Source organism: Bacillus sp. SM2101 (assembly GCF_018588585.1).
In the GTDB taxonomy this organism is placed as follows: Bacteria; Bacillota; Bacilli; order Bacillales; family SM2101; genus Nanhaiella; species Nanhaiella sioensis.
Map to the genome: position 1 here is coordinate 14,456 of NZ_JAEUFG010000011.1, position 21,357 is coordinate 35,812.

The 21,357-nt window shown below is 36.5% G+C and carries 19 protein-coding genes; 18 read left to right on the forward strand and 1 reads right to left on the reverse strand.

Annotated elements, in window-relative coordinates:
- Position 1 precedes the first annotated feature (1 nt).
- From JM172_RS12255 to spoVM, 6 genes are all read left to right on the forward strand, one after another.
- Positions 2-751 carry a Stp1/IreP family PP2C-type Ser/Thr phosphatase gene (locus tag JM172_RS12255; protein WP_214482779.1) on the forward strand — a complete coding sequence of 250 codons (750 nt, stop codon included), beginning with the start codon at positions 2-4 and terminating at the stop codon, positions 749-751.
- 6 nt (positions 752-757) lie between these two features.
- On the forward strand, positions 758-2,740 hold the full coding sequence (gene pknB / locus JM172_RS12260; RefSeq protein ID WP_214482638.1) for a Stk1 family PASTA domain-containing Ser/Thr kinase: 1,983 nt from the start codon (positions 758-760) through the stop codon (positions 2,738-2,740).
- Between the two features lie 17 nt (positions 2,741-2,757).
- A complete protein-coding gene (gene rsgA / locus JM172_RS12265) occupies positions 2,758-3,639 on the forward strand; it encodes a ribosome small subunit-dependent GTPase A (protein WP_214482639.1) in 882 nt (293 codons plus the stop codon).
- 3 nt (positions 3,640-3,642) lie between these two features.
- The gene (gene rpe / locus JM172_RS12270; protein WP_214482640.1) at positions 3,643-4,293 is read left to right on the forward strand and encodes a ribulose-phosphate 3-epimerase; all 651 of its coding nucleotides are present in this window, start codon (positions 3,643-3,645) and stop codon (positions 4,291-4,293) included.
- A gap of 265 nt (positions 4,294-4,558) precedes the next feature.
- On the forward strand, positions 4,559-5,200 hold the full coding sequence (locus JM172_RS12275) for a thiamine diphosphokinase (RefSeq protein WP_214482641.1): 642 nt from the start codon (positions 4,559-4,561) through the stop codon (positions 5,198-5,200).
- A gap of 132 nt (positions 5,201-5,332) precedes the next feature.
- Complete coding sequence (gene spoVM, locus JM172_RS12280) at positions 5,333-5,416, forward strand: stage V sporulation protein SpoVM (RefSeq protein WP_214482780.1); 84 nt, start codon at positions 5,333-5,335, stop codon at positions 5,414-5,416.
- Positions 5,417-5,476: 60 nt separating this feature from the next.
- Here the strand turns inward: spoVM and rpmB are convergent, their stop codons facing one another.
- On the reverse strand, positions 5,477-5,665 hold the full coding sequence (rpmB, locus tag JM172_RS12285) for a 50S ribosomal protein L28 (protein ID WP_214482642.1): 189 nt from the start codon (positions 5,663-5,665) through the stop codon (positions 5,477-5,479).
- Positions 5,666-5,923: 258 nt separating this feature from the next.
- On the opposite strand from rpmB, the gene JM172_RS12290 reads away from it, so the two are divergent.
- The 12 genes from JM172_RS12290 to smc all read left to right on the forward strand — a co-directional run bounded on the left by JM172_RS12290 (position 5,924) and on the right by smc (position 20,878).
- Positions 5,924-6,286 (forward strand): Asp23/Gls24 family envelope stress response protein, encoded by a 363-nt coding sequence (locus tag JM172_RS12290; protein ID WP_214482643.1) that lies wholly within the window; start codon positions 5,924-5,926, stop codon positions 6,284-6,286.
- A 15-nt stretch (positions 6,287-6,301) separates the two neighbouring features.
- Positions 6,302-7,972, forward strand: coding sequence for a DAK2 domain-containing protein (locus JM172_RS12295; RefSeq protein WP_214482644.1), 1,671 nt, complete (start codon positions 6,302-6,304; stop codon positions 7,970-7,972).
- A gap of 669 nt (positions 7,973-8,641) precedes the next feature.
- Positions 8,642-9,304 carry an L-serine ammonia-lyase, iron-sulfur-dependent subunit beta gene (gene sdaAB, locus JM172_RS12300; RefSeq protein ID WP_214482645.1) on the forward strand — a complete coding sequence of 221 codons (663 nt, stop codon included), beginning with the start codon at positions 8,642-8,644 and terminating at the stop codon, positions 9,302-9,304.
- Positions 9,305-9,344: 40 nt separating this feature from the next.
- The gene (gene sdaAA / locus JM172_RS12305; RefSeq protein WP_214482646.1) at positions 9,345-10,232 is read left to right on the forward strand and encodes an L-serine ammonia-lyase, iron-sulfur-dependent, subunit alpha; all 888 of its coding nucleotides are present in this window, start codon (positions 9,345-9,347) and stop codon (positions 10,230-10,232) included.
- On the forward strand, positions 10,225-12,273 hold the full coding sequence (recG, locus tag JM172_RS12310) for an ATP-dependent DNA helicase RecG (RefSeq protein ID WP_214482647.1): 2,049 nt from the start codon (positions 10,225-10,227) through the stop codon (positions 12,271-12,273). The genes sdaAA and recG overlap by 8 nt, the downstream gene beginning before the upstream one ends.
- An 88-nt stretch (positions 12,274-12,361) precedes the next feature.
- On the forward strand, positions 12,362-12,928 hold the full coding sequence (gene fapR / locus JM172_RS12315; protein WP_214482648.1) for a transcription factor FapR: 567 nt from the start codon (positions 12,362-12,364) through the stop codon (positions 12,926-12,928).
- A gap of 16 nt (positions 12,929-12,944) precedes the next feature.
- A complete protein-coding gene (gene plsX, locus JM172_RS12320; RefSeq protein WP_214482649.1) occupies positions 12,945-13,931 on the forward strand; it encodes a phosphate acyltransferase PlsX in 987 nt (328 codons plus the stop codon).
- 23 nt (positions 13,932-13,954) lie between these two features.
- Positions 13,955-14,896 (forward strand): ACP S-malonyltransferase, encoded by a 942-nt coding sequence (gene fabD, locus JM172_RS12325; protein ID WP_214482650.1) that lies wholly within the window; start codon positions 13,955-13,957, stop codon positions 14,894-14,896.
- A 4-nt stretch (positions 14,897-14,900) separates the two neighbouring features.
- Entirely contained in the window at positions 14,901-15,644 is a 744-nt protein-coding gene (gene fabG / locus JM172_RS12330; protein ID WP_214482651.1) for a 3-oxoacyl-[acyl-carrier-protein] reductase, read from the forward strand.
- Positions 15,645-15,896: 252 nt separating this feature from the next.
- Positions 15,897-16,130, forward strand: coding sequence for an acyl carrier protein (gene acpP / locus JM172_RS12335; protein ID WP_214482652.1), 234 nt, complete (start codon positions 15,897-15,899; stop codon positions 16,128-16,130).
- 146 nt (positions 16,131-16,276) lie between these two features.
- Positions 16,277-16,993, forward strand: a complete 717-nt coding sequence (rnc, locus tag JM172_RS12340; protein ID WP_214482653.1) for a ribonuclease III — start codon at positions 16,277-16,279, stop codon at positions 16,991-16,993.
- 321 nt (positions 16,994-17,314) lie between these two features.
- Positions 17,315-20,878: a chromosome segregation protein SMC gene (gene smc, locus JM172_RS12345; protein ID WP_214482654.1), complete on the forward strand. Its 3,564-nt coding sequence runs from the start codon at positions 17,315-17,317 to the stop codon at positions 20,876-20,878.
- The last annotated feature ends 479 nt before the right edge of the window (positions 20,879-21,357 follow it).

Sequence of the window (21,357 nt, forward strand, 5' to 3'; positions counted from 1 at the left end):
TGTGAATTCAGCATTTCTCACAGACAAGGGGAAAGTTCGTCCTCATAACGAGGATAATGGTGGGATATTCAAAAATCAACATGGAGATCTTCTTGTAATCGTAGCAGACGGTATGGGAGGTCACAGAGCAGGTGATGTTGCTAGTGAAATGACGAGTAATCAATTACGAGATTTTTGGGAGAACAATGAACGTATCAACACACCAGAAGAAGCTGAGAAGTGGATGATGGAGCATGTCGTGAAAGTGAACGAAGCTCTGTTTAAACATGCTCATGACAATCCTCACTGTAATGGAATGGGTACAACTTTAGTCGTAGCATTATGCACATCTAACTTTACAACAGTTGGGCATATTGGTGATAGTCGTTGTTACCTTCTAAATGATACGGGCTTTTCTCAGCTTACAGAAGACCATTCTTTAGTTAACGAATTGGTCCGTTCAGGTCAAATCACCAAAGAAGACGCAGAACATCATCCAAGAAAAAATGTTTTACTTAGAGCGTTAGGAACTGAGGAGGATATCAAACTCGACATAAAGACCATTATTTTAGAAGAGGATGATATACTCCTATTATGCTCCGATGGACTATCTAATAAAATATCAGAAGATGAATTTACCTCGACATTACAGTCTGACCTTTCGTTAAGTGAGAAAGCTCATGCATTCATCGATCTTGCTAACGAGCATGGGGGCGAGGACAATATAACGCTTTCGATCATCGAATATACATCGGAATATGAGAGCAGGTGATCTAAAATGTTAATTGGAAAACGTCTAAATGATAGATATGATCTTGTTGAGGTGGTCGGTGGAGGGGGAATGGCTAACGTTTACCTTGCCAAAGATATGATTCTTGACAGGGAGGTTGCCATCAAAGTTTTGCGCTTAGATTTTTCTCATGATGAGGATTTCATAAGACGCTTTCGACGAGAAGCCCAAGCTGCAACGAGCTTATCCCACCCTAATATAGTGACGATTTATGATGTGGGAGAAGAGGATAATATTTATTACATTGTTATGGAGTATGTACGTGGAAAAACATTGAAGCAATATATTCAAGCATACGCTCCTTTGTCAGTGCAGGAAACTTTAAATATTATGGAACAATTGACATCAGCAATTTCTCACGCTCACCAAAACCAAATCGTTCACCGAGACATTAAACCACAAAATATATTAGTTAACAATAACGGAACAGTGAAAATTACGGACTTCGGTATAGCAATGGCATTAAGCTCAACTACGATTACACATACTAATTCTGTATTAGGTTCTGTTCATTATTTATCTCCTGAACAAGCGCGTGGTGGTTTGGCGAATAAAAAATCTGATATCTATTCATTAGGTATTGTCATGTTTGAATTGTTGACCGGAGAAATACCATTCTCTGGCGAGTCTGTAGTGTCTATCGCACTAAAACATTTACAATCAGAAACACCATCACCAAAAAGGTGGAATCCGGACATCCCTCAAAGTGTAGAAAATATTATTTTAAAATCTACTGCAAAAGATACATTGCATAGGTATGATTCTGTAGACAACATGGAAGCTGATATAAGATCAGCTCTTGATCCGCAGAAAATGACAGAAGAAAAATTTACACTGCCTGTTGAAGATGATGAGGTTACGAAAGCGATTCCGGTGTTAACTAACGAGAAGTTGTTAGCTAATGAAAAAACAAAGGTACAAGAGCCACAACAGCCATCATCTGAGGAAACAAAACAACTTAAAAAAAACAAGCGAAAAAGACTTCCTATGATTATTACTACGACGTTTTTTATGTTAGTCATTGCGGCGGTCTTAGCTGTGACCCTTATTCCTTCTTTATTAACACCAGATGATGTTGCAGTACCCGACGTTAAAAATATGGAGTACGATGAAGCTGTAAAAAAGCTTGAAGCATTAGATCTTGTTATTACAAAAACAATAGATCAAACAAGTGATGAAGTCATTGAAAGCCTTGTTATTAAGACTGATCCTGAAGACGGTGCTATGGTAAAACCTGGTGCAGGAATAAATATTTATAGAAGCAGTGGGAAAGAAAAATTTGAGTTTGGTGATTATATAGGGGACGATTACAACAGAACAAAAGACCAATTGCAAGAAAAACATAATTTTACAGATGTTACTAAAAGGGAACAGTCAAGTGATGAATATGATGCTGGAATAATCATTGATCAATCCCCAGATCCGGATTCCCTTGTCATACCTGATGAGCAGGAAGTAATTTTTACTGTCAGTAAGGGACCCGAAAAAATAATATTGAAGGATTTGACTCTAAGATCACAAAAAGGAGTCAACGACTATGCTGAAGAAACAGGTTTAAATATTAAAATAGAAGATGAATTTGATGATGAAGTCGCAAAAGGTTTGGTTTTTAAACAATCACCACAAGAAGGTACAGAGTTAGATAAAGGTGCTGAAGTGATAGTTTATTTATCAAAGGGCAAAGAGGAAGAACCAGAAGAACCAGAAGAGACCATAAAGACGCTTGAACAAACTTTTATAATACCTTTTGAGCCTAAATATGACGGAGATACATTTAATGAAATCGTTATTTATATTGACGATGCGGAAAGATATATAAATGAGGTATACGATAAATTCGATATAACTGAAACGATTGATAAAAAAATTGAGTTTATTATAGAGAAAGGCGGCAAAGCAGAATATAAAATTTTGCGTGATAAAATAATTCTTTATGAAGAAACGATTCGATACAAAGATATTCAAGACTAGATAGTAGGAGTGAGTCAATGCTAGAAGGTAAAATCATCAAAGCTTTGAGTGGATTTTATTACGTGTATAACGATGGACAAACGGTTCAATGTCGAGGTAGAGGTGTATTTCGAAAAAAAAATATTACACCACTAGTTGGTGATCAAGTTGTCTATCAAGCAGATAATGATCAAGAAGGATATATATTGGACATTAAGGAACGGAAAAATGAATTAAACCGTCCGCCAATTGCTAATGTTGATCAGGCAATCTTAGTATTTTCTGCATTTGAGCCTGCTTTTAGCACAGCATTACTAGATCGTTTTTTAGTATTGATAGAGTCAAAGAATATTGAGCCGCTTATTTGTATAAGTAAAATTGATTTAGCCAGTGAGACATTGATTCAAGAAATTCACCAATATGCTGATGATTATCGCCAAATTGGATATGAAGTAGTTTTGACATCGTCGATTACAACGGAAGGTATTCAAAAGCTCACACCTTTCTTGAATAACCATATTTCTGTTTTTGCAGGCCAATCTGGTGTTGGGAAATCTTCATTACTCAATGCACTCAGGCCAGAGTTGGAATTAAAGACAGACGATATTTCTTCACATCTAGGGAGAGGAAAACATACGACACGTCATGTGGAGTTATTATCCATCGGTAATGGGTTAGTCGCCGATACCCCAGGATTTAGTTCTTTGGATTTTACCGATATTGAAGCGAATGAGCTTTCTTATTGTTTCCCCGAGATGAGCGACATAAGTTCACGTTGTAAATTTCGGGGATGCACTCATGTATCGGAACCTAAGTGTGCTGTAAAAGATGCTGTAAAATCCGGTACTATAGCTTCTTATCGATATGATCACTATATTCATTTTTTACAAGAAATTAATGATAGAAAGCCGAGGTATTAATATATGATAAAGGTAGCACCTTCAGTATTAGCAGCAGATTTTTCACGATTAGCGGATGAAATAACAGATGTGGTTGAAGGAGGCGCTGATTATATTCATATTGATGTGATGGATGGGCATTTTGTCCCAAACATTACAATAGGCCCTCTAATCGTTGATGCGATTCGTCCAATTACAAATATACCGCTAGATGTTCATCTAATGATTGAGAATCCAGATACATACATTCCATTGTTCGCAAAGGCAGGAGCTGATATTATTTCAGTTCACGTAGAAGCATGTCCTCATTTGCATAGGACCATTCACCTTATTAAAGAACACGGCGTGAAGGCTGGTGTAGTCCTTAATCCATCAACTCCAGTTGAATCAATTCAACATATTCTAGAAGATATTGATTTAGTATTACTAATGACAGTGAACCCAGGTTTTGGAGGTCAACAATTTATACGTTCAGTTGTTCCGAAAATAGAAGCAGTATCAAAGATGATACAAGATAAAAGGTTACAAGTTGAAATTGAGGTTGACGGTGGTGTAAATGTTGAAACAGCCCCAATATGCGTAGAAGCAGGAGCAAATGTCTTAGTGGCTGGATCTGCAGTGTATAATAAACAAAATCGTAAAGAGGCTATTGAGAGTATCCGAGGGATAAACTAAACTCTCTTATTGGTAGCTTACATACGAACTTGAAAGGATATCTTTGGTGATATCCTTTTTTTACGTAGGCTACGGAATTCTGCGAGTTATCCTAAAAACATAAACACATTTTCAGATCAATTTCGTGGTACTCTTTCTTCGATAAAACAATGGTAATCGAATAAACAACAATAGATAGCTAAAATAATGTTGTAACAATAGTAACAAAGTTTATTAAAAGAGCTTTTACAAATATAACGTAATATAAAGATAGGTGATGGTAGGAATGATCATAAATATTGTAGGTGGAGGTCCTGTTCGTTATGTTCCGTCACTTCAGCAGTATAACTGTGAAGAGTGCTTATGGGTTGGTGCTGACAGAGGTGTGTTATATTTAATCCATTCAGATATTGTTCCGAGACATGCATTTGGAGACTTTGATTCTATTACAGCAGATGAGATGAGGTATATTGAACAACAGCTAAAACACGTTCATATATTTCCGGAAGAAAAAGATTTAACTGATATAGAAATTGCTCTTCAATGGGCTTTAGCACAACAACCAACAACCATTCAACTGTTTGGCTGTTCTGGGGGGAGATTAGATCATCTGTTAGGCAATATACAGCTTCTCGTGAATGGACTGGCAAAAGACGTACAAATTCATTTAATTGATACCCAAAATATTGTGACGATGTATGAACCAGGTTCATACTCTGTAAAAAAACATGAAAGTTATCGTTACATATCTTTTCTTCCTTTTTCTAAAGAAATAGAGCAACTATCATTATCTGGGTTTAAATATCCATTAGAAAATTGTCATATTAAATTAGGGTCGACATTATGTATTAGTAATGAACTAAATGATGATCGAGGTACTTTTTCATTTACTAGTGGCATATTATTGATGGTAAGAAGCACAGACTGATACCGCTAATGAGAGTGTTAATAGGTACTTTTTTTGCATTCTTGAATATACTTATAGAGGAAATTATACAGAAAAATTACAGGCTTATTGAATCGAAATGTCATGCGTGGACCATTGGTGAGGAGGGAAACAATGAAATTTTATACGATTAAATTACCGAGATTTTTAGGTGGAATTATTAGAGCAATGCTTGGGACTTTTAAGAAAAAGGAATAGTAAAAAAAGCACCGATAGTCAGGTGCTTTTTTTACTGATGCAAACGGTTAATATACTTTATTAAACGCGTTCTACCTTACCAGATTTTAGAGCTCTAGCAGATACATATACACGTTTAGGTTTTCCGTCAACTAAAATACGTACTTTTTGAAGGTTCGCACCCCATTTGCGCTTTGTAGCGTTCATTGCATGGGAACGTGCATTACCTGAACGAGTCTTTCTACCAGTAACAACACATTTACGTGCCATGTCTATCTCCCTCCTAACTTCCATAAAGCTTTCAAAAAGACTTCAATATTTGCTATAAGAAATACTTATATAATTTACCACACATCAATTCATATTGCAACAGTTCAATAAGAAGCTTTCAAGAAAATCTACTTGACAGATACGTATTGGGGCAGATTATAATTAGCCGTCGGCTAATTTACAGTATTACTTTTAAAAAAATTGTTATTATAGTAAAATGACCTTAATCAGGTGTACAATTCCAAAGGAGGAACGTTTATGTCCATTGAACTAAAAACAAAATACGGGCAGATTGAAATCTTGAACGATGTGGTTGCAACGATTGCTGGCGGAGCTGCAATAGACTGCTACGGGATAGTTGGTATGGCATCAAAGAATCAAATTAAAGATGGCTTAACGGACATATTACGCAAAGATAATTTTACCAAGGGAGTCATTGTTCGACAAGTGGATGATAACCTTCAGATTGATATGTATATTATAGTTGGTTATGGAACGAAGATTTCCGAGGTTGCAAATAATGTACAAACAAAAGTGAAATATACGTTAGATCAAACAATCGGACTAGCAGTAGACGCTGTAAATATTTATGTACAAGGAGTTCGTGTTACGAACGCATAGTAAGGAGGAAACATCTTGTCTTTAACGAAATTAAGTGGAGAACGTTTTATTAAAATGGTCATCCAGGGGTCTAAAAATTTAGCTAATCATTCAAAACTAGTGGATGCACTAAACGTTTTTCCTGTTCCAGACGGTGACACTGGAACTAATATGAATTTATCTATGTCGTCTGGAGCAAAGGAAGTTTCCAACGTTACTTCCGACCATATTGGGAAAGTAGGAAAATCGCTTTCAAAAGGTTTGTTAATGGGCGCGAGAGGTAATTCTGGTGTTATATTATCTCAGCTTTTTCGAGGATTCGCTACAGCGATAGAACATAAGGAAAGTATTAATAGCGTGGAGTTTGCTGAAGCGTTTGCCTCGGGAGTTAAAACTGCTTATAAATCTGTGATGAAGCCTGTTGAAGGGACGATCTTAACAGTCGCAAAGGATGCTGCAAATCGAGGACTTTCAGCTGCTGAACATGAAACAGATATAATCCTGTTAATGGAAGAGATTGTGAAGGAAGCGAGATCTTCTCTTAGTAGAACGCCTGAATTGTTACCAGTATTAAAGGAAGTTGGGGTTGTTGACAGTGGAGGTCAAGGCCTTGTTTTTGTGTATGAAGGTTTTTTGGCGGAACTTAAAGATGAAACAATTATACAATCATCTACCATCCCTACTATGACTGAATTAATTAACGCAGAACATCATAAAAGTATACAAAGCCATATGGATACAGAAGATATTGAATTTGGGTATTGTACAGAATTTATGGTGAAGTTTAGTGAAGACAACCAAGATACGCCATCTTTTTCTCAAGAGCAATTTCGTAATGATTTAAGTGCACATGGTGATTCATTATTAGTTGTTTCTGATGAAGAGGTTGTGAAGGTCCACATTCACACTGAAGAACCAGGAGAAGTACTGTCATATGGGAAACGATACGGCTCTTTAATTAATATGAAAATAGAAAACATGAGAGAGCAACATAGTAATATAGTTAACACTACGGAAGAAATAATACAGCCAAGAGAGGTTGCTCAACAAAAGCCTTATGGAATTATTTCAGTAGCAATGGGGTCAGGAATTGCAGATTTATTTAAAAGCATTGGCGCACATTCTGTCATTGAGGGCGGACAAACGATGAATCCGAGTACTGAAGACTTTGTTAATGCGATAAATGAAGTAAATGCCGATAATATTATTATTCTACCGAATAATAAAAATATCATCTTAGCTGCTCAACAAGCAGCTACAGTTGTTGAAGGAAATGTAGTAGTCATTCCGTCTAAAACAGTACCTCAAGGTATGGTTTCATTACTGGCTTTTAACCCGACAATCGAATTAACTCAAAATGAACAGTTAATGACAGATGCACTAAGTGGTGTGAAAACTGGACAAGTTACTTATGCCATTCGTGATACGAATATTGATGGCTTAGATATATCCAAAAACGATTTTATGGGAATAAATGATGGCAAGATTGAAGTAACGAATGAAGACAAGGTAGCTGTTGCGGAAGAATTGCTCGACAATATGATAGATGAAGATGATGAAATTATCACGATTCTCTTCGGTGAAGATGCTGCTGAAGACGAAGTAGAGGAGCTTGTCTCTTATATAGAAGCTCAGCATTCAGAAATTGAAGTTGAAGTGCATAATGGGAAGCAGCCTCTTTATTCATTTGTTTTTGCTATAGAATAAATGGCGTAGGTTAACAAATTATATCATTCATATACGCTCTTTCATTTTAATTTAGCTGATATTCTTCTTCGCTAGAGTTTCTTCACCCATTCTCCAAAGATAAAGTCTTAGGTGAATGGGTGAAGCACTTATAATAGATAAAGCACTAAAAAGCAGCTACGTAATTATTATCGGCTGTTTTTACTTTGAATGTTTATTCATAGGCTGTTTTCGCATAGCTTGTTACTTTTCGTTCTAAAACGTATACGCTCGTAATCATCTAGCTTTTGTGGCATCTTTTCTGCTTTTAGAATGATGTTGAGCTCTCATAACATTGATTATATTGTCCAATTTTAGTAAAAATAGCAACCGTGTTTACAAAAAGAACTTTGTATAATTAGAAATTAACACGCATACAACTAGAATTCGGTGCATCCTTCGTGATAAGTGTTGTGGTAAACCACATCTTTATCCTCAATTATAGGAACAAGTATACGAATAGAACCTTATAATAATTAAAGGTGTTGCACTAGCTATGTTGTCTAGCACAGATGCTAATCCCATCGAGGTTTCTTCATCAATGCACTCGACATCAGAAAGCGCATTCATTGAAACGGCACCAGTATTGTCTTCTGGAAGCTACTTGTCTTTAGTGCATCTCAAATATGATAATAAAGGGAGAAGTTTATTGTGAAATATAAAAGTGTATTTGATATTATTGGCCCTATTATGATTGGTCCATCAAGTTCACACACTGCAGGTGCTGCGAGAATAGGTAAAGTTGCGCGAAGTCTATTTGGGCGTCAGCCTAAATGGGCAAAAATATCTTTTTATGGGTCTTTTGCTGAAACGTATAAAGGACATGGTACTGACATTGCACTTGTTGGTGGATTGCTCGACTTTGAAACAGATGATGAACGAATTAAATCGTCGCTAGATATTGCCAATCAGTTAGGCATAAATATTATTTTCCGAAGAGCAGAAGCTATTACTGACCACCCTAATACTGCTAGGGTACGTATAGGAGATGATGATGGAGAATTAGAGCTAGTTGGTATATCCATCGGCGGTGGGAAAATTGAAATTATTGAACTAAATGGATTTGAACTTAAGCTATCTGGTCATCATCCAGCAATACTCATTGCTCATAATGACAAATTTGGAGCGATAGCTGCTGTTGCCAACGTATTAGCAAAATTTAAGATTAACGTTGGACATATGGAAGTTTCACGTAAAGAAAAAGGCAAGCTTGCATTAATGACAATCGAACTAGATCAAAATATTGAGCAATTTGTTTTAGATGAGCTTGATTCACTTCCGAATATATTACAAGTGACGAAAATCGTAGATTAAGAAAAGTATGTCCAGCTAAGTATATAAGGGGGAAATCTAAATGTTTCGTAACGTAGCTGAGTTAATTGAGTTAGCGAATGAGCAGAACGTAAAAATTTCTGAAGTGATGATTCAGCAAGAGATGGAAGTAAAGCAAAAGAGTCGTTCAGAAATACTCAATCAAATGGGAAAAAATTTAGAGGTTATGGAAAAAGCAGTTGAGAAGGGTCTTTCAGGAGTAAAATCATTTTCTGGATTAACAGGCGGAGACGCATTGTTATTACAATCATATATACAAAAAGGAAATTTCTTATCAGGAGAAACGATTTTGGATGCAGTAAGTAAAGCAGTAGCGACAAACGAAGTTAATGCTGCAATGGGAACGATATGTGCTACACCAACTGCTGGTTCAGCAGGAGTTGTACCTGGCACACTCTTTGCTGTCAAAAATAAGCTAAATCCATCTAGGGAACAGATGGTAGAGTTTTTATTCACTTCAGGAGCTTTCGGTTTTGTAGTAGCTAACAATGCATCAATTTCAGGTGCTGCAGGTGGATGTCAAGCTGAGGTGGGTTCAGCCGCAGGAATGGCAGCAGCAGCAATCGTTGAAATGGCAGGGGGAACACCTAGTCAATCAGCAGAGGCGATGGCTATTACGTTAAAGAATATGCTCGGCTTAGTTTGTGACCCAGTTGCAGGGTTAGTAGAAGTTCCTTGTGTGAAAAGAAATGCCATGGGGGCTGCAAATGCAATGGTTGCAGCAGATATGGCATTAGCAGGTATAACGAGTCGAATCCCTTGTGATGAAGTAATAGATGCTATGTATCAAATTGGTCAAAATATGCCAACTTCATTAAAAGAAACAGCGCGAGGAGGGTTAGCGGCAACGCCAACTGGTAAAGAGCTTGAACAAAAAATATTTGGCGTTTCGCTAGGTACAAGTGAGTAAGGAAATAACAGACTTAGTAACTTCAATTAAAGGGATTGGTGAAGAAACAGCACTATCATTAAATGATATGGGTATCCACACCGTGTTAGATCTCCTTGAGTATTTTCCTTACAAATATGAAGACTATCAATTGAGGGATTTAGCTGATGTAAAACATGAAGAAAAAGTTACAGTGGAAGGGAAGGTCCATAGTGAACCTTCTCTAACTTATTATGGAAAAAAGAAATCTCGACTCACATTTCGTTTACTTGTCGGTAGGTATTTAATTACGGTAACCTGTTTTAATAGACCGTACTATAAAAAACAGCTGTCTATCAATGCAATCATCACCGTTACTGGCAAATGGGATCAGCACCGCCAAACAATAACAGTAAGCGAACTTTCTTTCTCACCTCATCAAAAAAATAGTGAGATAGAGCCAACCTACGCAATCAAAGGGAAGGTAACTGTTAAAGGAATGCGAAGATTTATGTCTTTAGCACTAAATCAATATAGCACATTAATTGAAGAAAATTTGCCTAGCTCTTTACTACAAAAGTATCGATTAGTTGGTAAGAAAGATGCTATACAAGCGATTCACATACCTCTATCACATGAAGATCTAAAACAAGCAAGAAGAAGGTTTGTTTACGAAGAATTTTTACTATTTCAATTACAAATGCAAACACTTCGAAAGTTCGAGAAGGAACAATCTATAGGAGTAGTCATGGAATATTCAAGAAATGAGCTTGACAGCTTTATTGATCAATTACCTTTTCCACTAACTACTGCCCAAAATCGTGTCGTCCACGAAATTACAAGTGACTTAGCGACACCCTACCGTATGAACCGGTTATTACAAGGTGATGTTGGGTCTGGAAAGACTGTTGTAGCAGCGATTTCGCTATATGCAACTGTGTTGGCAGGCTATCAGGGAGCCTTGATGGTTCCAACAGAAATATTAGCAGAACAGCATGAATCCTCATTAAAGCAGTTATTTAGTTCTTTTCCAATGCGTATTGAGCTGTTAACTAGCTCTGTAAAAGGTAAAAAGCGTAGAGCAATAATTGACCAACTAACACGCGGTGAAATAGATATTATCGTCGGAACACATGCATTAATTCAAGATGAGATTTCATTTAATAAATTGGGTCTTGTTATTACTGATGAACAGCATCGTTTTGGTGTAGCACAACGTAGAACGTTAAGAGAAAAAGGTGAAAATGCTCATGTTCTATTTATGACTGCTACTCCTATCCCTCGAACTCTAGCAATCACGGTTTTTGGAGAAATGGATGTTTCAGTAATAGACGAAATGCCAGCTGGAAGAAAAGAAATAGAAACGTACTGGGCAAGACACGACATGCTTGAGAGAGTCCTTGAGTTCATGAGGCAAGAACTGATCAAAGGGAGACAAGCTTATATTATCTGTCCGCTCATTGAAGAGTCTGATAAATTGGACGTGCAAAATGCGATAGATGTCCATAGTATTTTGACGCAGTATTTTAGCAATCAATATAATATTGGACTAATGCATGGTAAACTTCCTTCTGCTGAAAAGGAAGCTGTCATGAGAGACTTTAGTACAAATAACGTTCAAGTGCTTGTTTCAACAACTGTTGTCGAAGTTGGAGTAAATGTTCCAAATGCCACATTTATGTTGATTTATGATGCAGATCGTTTCGGGTTGTCACAATTGCATCAGCTTCGAGGCCGGGTTGGTCGTGGTGAGAATCAGTCTTATTGCATATTACTAGCGGACCCTAAATCAGAAGTAGGTAAAGAACGAATGAACATCATGACAGAAACAAATGATGGATTTAAGCTATCTGAAAAGGACCTAGAACTTCGTGGACCTGGTGATTTCTTTGGTAAAAAGCAAAGTGGCGTGCCAGAGTTTAAAGTCGCAGATATGGTACATGATTATCGTGCATTGGAAGTAGCGAGAGATGATGCTGCTAAGCTCATTCATTCAACGGCATTTTGGCAAAATAATGAGTATGAAGCGCTAAGAAATTATTTACAACAAACCGGTGCTTTACATGGAGAAAAACTGGATTAATAACAGATTGTTTATTTGCAAATTGAAGTAATTAATTATATACTACTATTAGTACCTAGTCATAATAATACGGATGGTGTTTTCTCATATGCGTAAAAATAAAAAAGTACGACAGGAGCAATTACAACAGACAATAACTGAAAATCCATTCGTCACCGACGAAGAATTAGCAGTACAATTTTCTGTGAGCATCCAAACGATACGACTTGATAGAATGGAATTATCGATTCCTGAATTACGTGAGCGAATTAAATATGTTGCAGAAAAGAATTTTGATGAACAAGTTCGTTCGCTTCCGATTGAAGAGGTAATTGGAGAAATTGTAGATATTGTTCCTGATGAAAGTGCTATTTCAATATTTGATGTAGAAAAGGAACACGTTTTTAAAAGAAATAAGATAATGCGTGGTCATCATCTTTTTGCTCAAGCTAACTCCCTTGCGGTTGCAGTTATTAACGATGAACTAGCGTTAACAGCCCAGGCAACAATCCGTTTCATGCGTCAAGTAAAAGAAACTGAGCGCGTGATAGCTAAAGCCAAAGTTATAGGTTTGGATAAGAAGAAAGGGAGAACAATAGTAGAAGTAACTAGCTTTGTCGGAGCAGAAATGGTTTTTTCAGGGGAATTTGAGATGTATCGTTCAAAAAGTAATTAAAAGGTAGGTCCAACAAATGAGAATCGCAATCGATGCAATGGGTGGTGACCATGCACCTAAAGAAATTGTTTTAGGCACACTAAAAGCACTAGAAGCTTTCCCTAACTTACATATTACTTTAATAGGGAATGAAGACAAAATTAAGACATATGTTTCTGAACAGAAACGTCTTTCCATAATACATGCTAATGAAATCATTGAAGCAACAGATGAGCCTGTAAGGGCAGTTCGTAGAAAGAAAAACGCCTCAATGGTACTTATGGCAAAAGAAGTGAAAGAAGGGCGTGCGGATGCTTGTATTTCTGCAGGGAATACGGGTGCTCTTATGGCAGCGGGTTTATTCATTGTCGGTCGAATCGATGGAATTGATCGCCCTGCATTAGCTCCCACATTACCAACTGCAGATGGACGTGGTTTTATTATGCTAGATGCTGGAGCTAATGTGGATGCCAAAGCTCAACATTTGCTCCAGTATGCGATTATGGGATCGATTTATGCTGAGAAAGTACGTGGTGTTCCATCACCTAGAGTGGGTTTATTAAATATTGGAACAGAAAAAAATAAAGGAAACGACCTGATGAAGCAAGTCTTTCCTTTGTTAGAAAAAGCGTCATTACACTTTATTGGTAATGTTGAGGCGCGAGACTTATTAGAAGGGGTTGCAGATGTAGTCATAACAGACGGCTTTACGGGTAATGTTACATTAAAAGCAATAGAGGGAACCGCACAATCAGTTTTTTCTATGTTAAAAACAACATTAACAAGCAATTTTAAGAGCAAATTTGCAGCTTCTGTATTAAAGCCCCAACTGTTAGATTTAAAAGCTAAAATGGATTATTCAGAATATGGTGGAGCTGGGTTGTTTGGATTAAAAGCTCCAGTAATCAAAGCACATGGTTCTTCTGACGTCAATGCGATCTTCAACGCTATTCGTCAAGCAAAAGATATCGTTGATAACAATGTTACTGAATTAATAAAGCAACAAGTTGAATCTGATGATTGATAAGTAAAGAGAGGAATGATCATATGGGGAAAATTGCATTTGTTTTTCCAGGCCAAGGTTCACAAATTGTTGGTATGGGACAAAGCCTTGCACAAAAATATGACAATGTGGCAGCTGTTTTTAACAAAGCTGATGAAAAACTAGGTTTGTCACTAACTGACCTTATTTTCCAAGGTCCAGCTGATAAATTAACGCTAACGATGAATGCACAGCCAGCTTTATTAACGACGAGCATAGCTATTCTTGAACGGTTCAAAGAAGAAAATATACGACCTGATTATGTTGCCGGTCATAGTTTAGGAGAATATAGCGCACTTGTGGCTGCCGAAGCAATGTCATTTGAAGATGCAGTGTATGCAGTCAGGAAGCGAGGCGAATTAATGGAAGAAGCTGTTCCTGCTGGAGAAGGGTCAATGGCAGCTGTGTTAGGGATGGATCAAGGTCAGTTGCAAGAAATCACAACCCAAATTACAGCTGATGGATATCCAGTTCAACTAGCTAATTTGAACTGTCCTGGTCAAATTGTTATTTCTGGAACAGCTGAAGGAGTATCAATCGCAACGAAACAATGTAAAGAACATGGTGCAAAACGCGTCATCCCTTTAGTTGTAAGTGGGCCATTTCATTCATCACTCATGCAACCAGCTGCTAATAAATTCGATGACATATTGAACGAAATTACAATTAATCATGCAAAGGTTCCAGTAGTAGCAAACATTCATGCAACGCCATTAACGAAGAGCACAGATATAAAGCAAGCTTTAATTGAACAATTATATTCTCCAGTTTTGTGGCAACAGTCTGTAGAATACATGCTAGAAAATGGTGTAGATACCTTTATAGAAATTGGTCCTGGTAAAGTTCTTTCAGGACTCATCAAAAAGGTAAACAGAAGGGTTAATGCCTATTCAATAAATGATGAAGAGTCAATGCTATTGACAATTGAAAGATTGAAAGGGGAATAAAAATATGACGTTGCAAGGAAAAATTGCCTTAGTGACAGGTGCATCTAGAGGGATTGGTCGTGCTATTGCATTGGAACTAGCGAAGCAAGGTGCTAGCGTAGTAGTAAATTTTGCAGGAAGTGAAGCTAGGGCTAACGAAGTAGTGGATGAAATTAAAGCACTCGGCTCTGAAGCAGTAGCGATGCAAGCTGACGTTGGAAATTCTGAAGCGGTATCTTCTATGATTAAAGATGTGATCGCTAAATTTGGTAAGTTAGACATTCTAGTAAACAACGCGGGAATAACGAGGGATAACTTGTTAATGAGAATGAAAGAAGATGAGTGGGATTCTGTCATTAATACAAATTTAAAGGGCGTATTCAATTGTACAAAGGCTGTTACACGCCAAATGATGAAGCAAAGAGCTGGAAGAATAATTAATATTGCTTCCGTCGTTGGAGTTGCAGGTAACCCTGGACAAGCAAACTATGTTGCTGCAAAAGCTGGTGTGATAGGTTTAACAAAAAGCTCTGCTAAGGAATTAGCTAGTAGAAACATTACAGTAAATGCGATAGCTCCAGGCTTTATTACAACCGATATGACTGATGAACTAAATGAAGATATTCGTAATGAAATGCTGAAACAAATTCCACTTGTGAAATTTGGTGAACCGACAGACGTAGCAGCTGTTGTAGCATTTATAGCTTCTGAAGCGAGTGGGTATATGACTGGACAAACATTGCATGTTGATGGCGGAATGGTCATGTAAAGAGCTTGGTAAAAGGTGCTTTTAATATGGCTGTTATCGTAAAATTTGTTGTTTTTTTAATTGAATATGAACAGCTAGATGATATTATTATCTGATTGTCCTAAAAAGAAGAGAAGGTACGACGAACACTATATAAAGACGTGATCTCTGAATATGAAAAACAACAATCGATACGAAAACAGTCTTTTAAAATAATACAACTAGTTTTTTGAATGAAAATACACTATAATATTTGAGGGGAGGTGAGCAATAATGGCAGATGTTTTAGAACGTGTAACTAAGATTATCGTTGATCGCCTTGGAGTTGAAGAGTCAGAGGTGAAATTAGAATCTTCATTTAAAGATGATCTTGGTGCTGATTCCCTAGATGTAGTAGAGCTAGTGATGGAGCTTGAAGACGAATTCGATATGGAGATTTCCGATGAAGATGCTGAAAAGATAGCTACAGTTGGTGACGCTGTTAACTACATAAACGGTCAGCAATAATTTTGTCTATTAAAAGTCCCGTTTAAGGCGGGACTTTATCATCATAATAGGTGCCATTTAGTACATAGGCAATAAAGTGCAATTGATCAACCTCTATAAGTGAACAATTCCTAACATCAAGTTTTGTTGGAGGTACCTAAAATAACATGAGAAAAACAGGTATTGAAAAGCATGCGAAATTTAATGAATTTCAAGAAAAAATAGGTTTTCAATTTCAAAATAAAAAATTGTTGTTGCAAGCATTTACGCATTCATCTTATGTGAATGAGCATCGAAAACGGCTCTATGAAGATAATGAGAGATTAGAGTTTTTAGGAGACGCAGTTCTTGAGTTAACTATTTCCCAATATTTGTATAAAAAATACCCATTGCTAAGTGAAGGCAAATTAACGAAACTTCGTGCTGCTGTAGTTTGTGAATCTTCTCTTGTTTCTTTTGCAAATGAGCTATCCTTCGGTAAGCTAGTTATGCTAGGCAAAGGAGAAGAATTAACTGGTGGGCGAGAACGACCGGCATTATTAGCAGATGTATTTGAGGCATTTATTGGAGCTTTATATTTGGATCAAGGAATTGACGCTGTTTGTTCCTTTCTAGATAAGGTTGTATTTCCTAAAATAAATGATGGTGCTTTTTCTCATACGATGGATTATAAAAGTCAGCTTCAAGAATTAATTCAGAGAGATGGAGCTGGTTCACTCGAATATAAAATCCTACAGGAAAACGGTCCTGCTCATAATCGAGAGTTTGTATCTTCAGTTTGTATAAATAACAAAACACTTGGTGAAGGTAGGGGAAAGTCAAAAAAAGAAGCGGAGCAAAACGCTGCGAAAAAGGCTTTGCAAAAAGTAAAAGAATCTTTATAACACCATTAATGCCCCCTTTATGGGGGTATTTTTAAAAAGGCTCTTTTCGAATTTGTTACTATTCCACATTTGTTCCAAAGCTAAAGTTATGGAAATTATGGTATAAAAAATAAATTGCTAAAGAACTTTATTTGTGAAGTATTAAAGCACTAGCTAGGAAAGCTACAAAGATAGCTACAAAGATAGCTATTCATAAACAACACTTACCAATTAAAGTGAACTATAAGGCTGATCAAATGAAATGCTGCCTGTGCTAGGCAGAGATGATCAAATGTGCGCACGTCATAATAAAAGAATTTTTACCTAATAGGAGGGATATTCATGTTCCTCAAACGGTTAGATATCGTTGGATTTAAATCGTTTGCAGAAAGAGTTTCCATTGATTTTGTGCCAGGTGTAACCGCAGTAGTTGGTCCGAACGGCAGTGGAAAAAGTAATATTACCGATGCTATAAGATGGGTATTAGGGGAACAATCCGCAAAATCTCTACGCGGAGCAAAAATGGAAGATATTATTTTTGCAGGTAGTGACTCAAGAAAGCCATTAAATATAGGAGAAGTAACGTTAACATTAGACAATGAAGATCAGTTTTTACCGATAGATTATCATGAAGTAAGTGTGACAAGGAGAGTTTTTCGTTCAGGAGAAAGTGAATTTTTAATAAATAAACAGCAGTGTCGACTAAAAGATATTGTTGATTTATTTATGGATTCAGGTCTTGGAAGAGAAGCTTTTTCAATTATAAGCCAAGGTAAAGTAGAAGAAATTTTAAGCAGCAAAGCTGAAGAAAGGCGCTCAATATTTGAAGAAGCTGCTGGAGTGTTAAAATACAAAACTCGTAAGAAAAAAGCAGAATATAAATTAGCCGAGACCCAAGAAAATTTACATCGTGTCTCTGATATCGTCCACGAGCTTGAAGGTCAAATAGAGCCATTAGAAATTCAATCATCAATTGCTAAAGATTATATTGAAAAAAAGGATGACCTCGAAAAAATTGAGGTTGCCTTAACAGTATTTGAAGTAGAAGACCTTCATAAAAAATGGGAGGATCTTCGTAAAATATTTCAGCAACATAAAAATGATGAAATCGAATCCTCTTCTTCTTTACAGAAATTAGAATCTGAAATTGAGCACCACCGTGAGCAAATAATCGCGCTTGATGAATCTATAGATGATCTTCAAGAAGTACTACTGCTCGCTAGTGAAGAATTAGAAAAGCTAGAAGGCCGGAAAGAAGTACTTAAGGAGCGCAAGAAGAACGCCTCCCAAAATAGAACACAATTAGAAAAAATAATTGATGAATTTGAGATGAAAAGACACGAGCATAGTGCTCAAAGAGATGAAGAAGCTCAGCTACTGAAACATTATGAAGAAGATGTGAATGTTAAGCAGCTTGACTTAAAGCAGAAAACACAAATGTATGCATCTTATGATCAAAATATTGAAGACGTAATTGAAGGGTTAAAAAGTGACTATATTGAATTATTAAATAAGAAAGCTGCCTTGAATAATGAACTTACGAATATTGAAGATCAGCTGAAACAACAAAATGTCCGTAAATCAAACTTAGAAGAAGTAAATCAAAAATATATAATTCAACGAAAAGAAACGAATGATCAAAAGCTACTACTACAAGCTAAAATTTCGAAAGTTCAAGAAGAAATTAACGATCAAATTAGTACATTTCGAAACAAACAAACAAACCTTGAACACTCGAAGACCAAGTACCAAAAAAAAGAGAATTTACTTTATCAAGCATATCAGTACTTGCAGCAGACCAAATCTCGTAAAGAAATGTTGGAAGAAATCAAAGAAGATTATTCAGGATTTTTTCATGGTGTTAAAGAAGTATTAAAAGCTAGAGATAAACATTTGCAAGGTGTTGAAGGTGCGATCGCAGAATTAATTCAAGTACCTCAGGAGTATGAAATTGCTATAGAAATAGCATTGGGAGCAGCAACACAGCATATTGTCGTTCATGATGAACAACATGCTAGGCAAGCTATTAATTATTTAAAGAAAAACTCATATGGCAGGGCTACATTCTTACCATTATCAGTCATTAAAGAGCGTAAGATTTCAGACCTGCAACTGAATCAAATAAAAAACCACCCATCATATGTAGGGGTTGCTTCAGACTTAATAACATTTGATGAAAGGTATAGTGCTGTCTTAAAAAACGTACTAGGGACGGTAGTCATTACTACGGATTTAAAAGGTGCAAATGATTTAGCAAGACAATTACAGTTTAGGTATCGTCTCGTTACACTTGAAGGTGATGTAGTAAATCCTGGTGGGTCCATGACAGGTGGGGCAGTAAAGCAGAAATCAAATTCGTTATTAAGCAGAGGGCGTGAGCTTGAAGAACTTTCAGTAAAAGTACTTGATATGGAGCAAAAGACTTCACAGCTTGAAGCTCAAGTAAAGGAACTGAAGGACACCATTAAAGAAGATGAGGCAGGGCTTGAGGTATTACGTGAAACGGGTAATACGCTTCGTTTGAGTGAACAGTCGATAAAAGGAGAAATTCGAGAGCTTGAAATAGAAGAAAAAAATGTTAACGATCGTTTAACTGTTTACGACTTTGAAAAAGAAAATTTCTCACAACAGATGGATGAAATGAATGCAAGAACAAGAACGATTAAAGAACAAGTGAGCGTCATCGAAAACCAAGTGATGAATCTTGATCAAGAAATAGAAAAACTTACTTTAGAAAAGAATGACCAACAAATATCAAAAGAGTCACTACAAAAAGAAATAACGGAATTAAAGGTTGAATTAGCCAGCCAAGAGCAGCTGTTAGCGAATCATCAAGAGAAAGCAGGTCGCACATTACATGCTATTGCTGAAATTGAAGATAAATTGCAGGAAGCGAAGGAGGATCTTTCATTACTGCAAAATGAGATGAGTTCAAACTCATCGGGTGAAGAGGTTTTAGTCTCTGAAGCTGTAAAAAAGAAACAGGATAAATCAGCTACTGTTCAGCTTATCGCAGAACGTCGTGATCAACGCCTTCATCTACAGCAAAAATTAGAAGATCAGGAGCGCGAAGCGAAAGAACAAAAACGACAATATAAGCAGCTTGTAGAGGTTTTACGTGATGAAGAAGTAAAAATTAATCGTTTAGACGTGGAATTAGAAAACAGATTAACTCACTTGCGTGAAGAATATATGTTAACTTTTGAGGCTGCGAAAGAAAGGTATCCTTTGGAATTGGATATAGAGGAAGCTAGGCAGAAAGTAAAATTAATTAAGCTTGCAATTGATGAGCTTGGAAATGTAAATCTTGGTGCAATTGATGAGTTTGAGCGTGTAAATGAGCGTTATTCCTTTTTACAAGAGCAGAAGGAAGATTTACTACAAGCAAAGGACACATTATATCAGGTTATCGATGAAATGGACGATGAAATGAAGCGAAGGTTTCAAGCAACATTTAACAATATCAGTTCTCACTTCGAGCCTGTTTTCCAAGCATTATTTGGTGGTGGACGGGCAGAATTAAAGCTTACTGATCCAGGGGATTTATTAAATACTGGAGTTGAAATTGTTGCACAGCCACCAGGGAAAAAACCTCAAAATTTAAGTTTATTATCAGGTGGAGAAAGAGCTTTAACTGCTATAGCATTACTGTTTGCAATTTTAAAGGTTCGCCCTGTTCCATTTTGTGTTTTGGATGAGGTAGAAGCTGCGCTAGATGAAGCCAATGTGCATCGTTTTGCACAATATTTACAACGTTATAGCTCAGATACACAATTTATAGTTATTACTCACCGAAAAGGTACAATGGAAGAAGCTGATGTTCTTTATGGAGTTACGATGCAAGAATCGGGTGTGTCTAAGCTAGTTTCAGTTCGACTCGGTGAAACTGCTGAATTGGTTAAGTAAGGATCTTTTCGTAAACTTTGTTACTATTGTAATTAAATTATTGCTATAAAAAGTGGTTTATATAGTGATTCAACGTTATATAAAAGAAAAGATGCCACGAACGCTAATTGTGTACGTGATTAACTTTTAATACGAAAAGCAACAATTTATGCGAAAATAACCTAAAGTAAAGAAAAGATTACATGATATTAACTAAAGGATCTTTTCGTAAACTTTGTTACTATTGTAATTAAATTATTGCTAAAAAAAGTGGTTTATATAGTGATTCAACGTTATATAAAAGAAAAGATGCCACCGATGCGAAAACAACCTAACTAAAGGATCTTTTCGTAAACTTTGTTACTATTGTAATCAAATTAGTTCTATAAAAAGTGGTTTATATAGTTATTCAAAGTTATGCAATAGAAAAGATACCACGAACGCTAATGGTGTACGTGATTAACTTTTAATACGAAAAGCACCAATTTATGCGAAAATAA

Bases quoted from the DNA above. Each gene is read 5' to 3' on its own strand.
- pknB (WP_214482638.1), top strand. From the start codon at position 758: ATGTTAATTGGAAAACGTCTAAATGATAGATATGATCTTGTTGAGGTG.
- rsgA (WP_214482639.1), top strand. From the start codon at position 2,758: ATGCTAGAAGGTAAAATCATCAAAGCTTTGAGTGGATTTTATTACGTG.
- rpe (WP_214482640.1), top strand. From the start codon at position 3,643: ATGATAAAGGTAGCACCTTCAGTATTAGCAGCAGATTTTTCACGATTA.
- JM172_RS12275 (WP_214482641.1), top strand. From the start codon at position 4,559: ATGATCATAAATATTGTAGGTGGAGGTCCTGTTCGTTATGTTCCGTCA.
- spoVM (WP_214482780.1), top strand. From the start codon at position 5,333: ATGAAATTTTATACGATTAAATTACCGAGATTTTTAGGTGGAATTATT.
- rpmB (WP_214482642.1), bottom strand. From the start codon at position 5,665: ATGGCACGTAAATGTGTTGTTACTGGTAGAAAGACTCGTTCAGGTAAT.
- JM172_RS12290 (WP_214482643.1), top strand. From the start codon at position 5,924: ATGTCCATTGAACTAAAAACAAAATACGGGCAGATTGAAATCTTGAAC.
- sdaAA (WP_214482646.1), top strand. From the start codon at position 9,345: ATGTTTCGTAACGTAGCTGAGTTAATTGAGTTAGCGAATGAGCAGAAC.
- fapR (WP_214482648.1), top strand. From the start codon at position 12,362: ATGCGTAAAAATAAAAAAGTACGACAGGAGCAATTACAACAGACAATA.
- plsX (WP_214482649.1), top strand. From the start codon at position 12,945: ATGAGAATCGCAATCGATGCAATGGGTGGTGACCATGCACCTAAAGAA.
- fabD (WP_214482650.1), top strand. From the start codon at position 13,955: ATGGGGAAAATTGCATTTGTTTTTCCAGGCCAAGGTTCACAAATTGTT.
- fabG (WP_214482651.1), top strand. From the start codon at position 14,901: ATGACGTTGCAAGGAAAAATTGCCTTAGTGACAGGTGCATCTAGAGGG.
- acpP (WP_214482652.1), top strand. From the start codon at position 15,897: ATGGCAGATGTTTTAGAACGTGTAACTAAGATTATCGTTGATCGCCTT.
- rnc (WP_214482653.1), top strand. From the start codon at position 16,277: ATGAGAAAAACAGGTATTGAAAAGCATGCGAAATTTAATGAATTTCAA.
- smc (WP_214482654.1), top strand. From the start codon at position 17,315: ATGTTCCTCAAACGGTTAGATATCGTTGGATTTAAATCGTTTGCAGAA.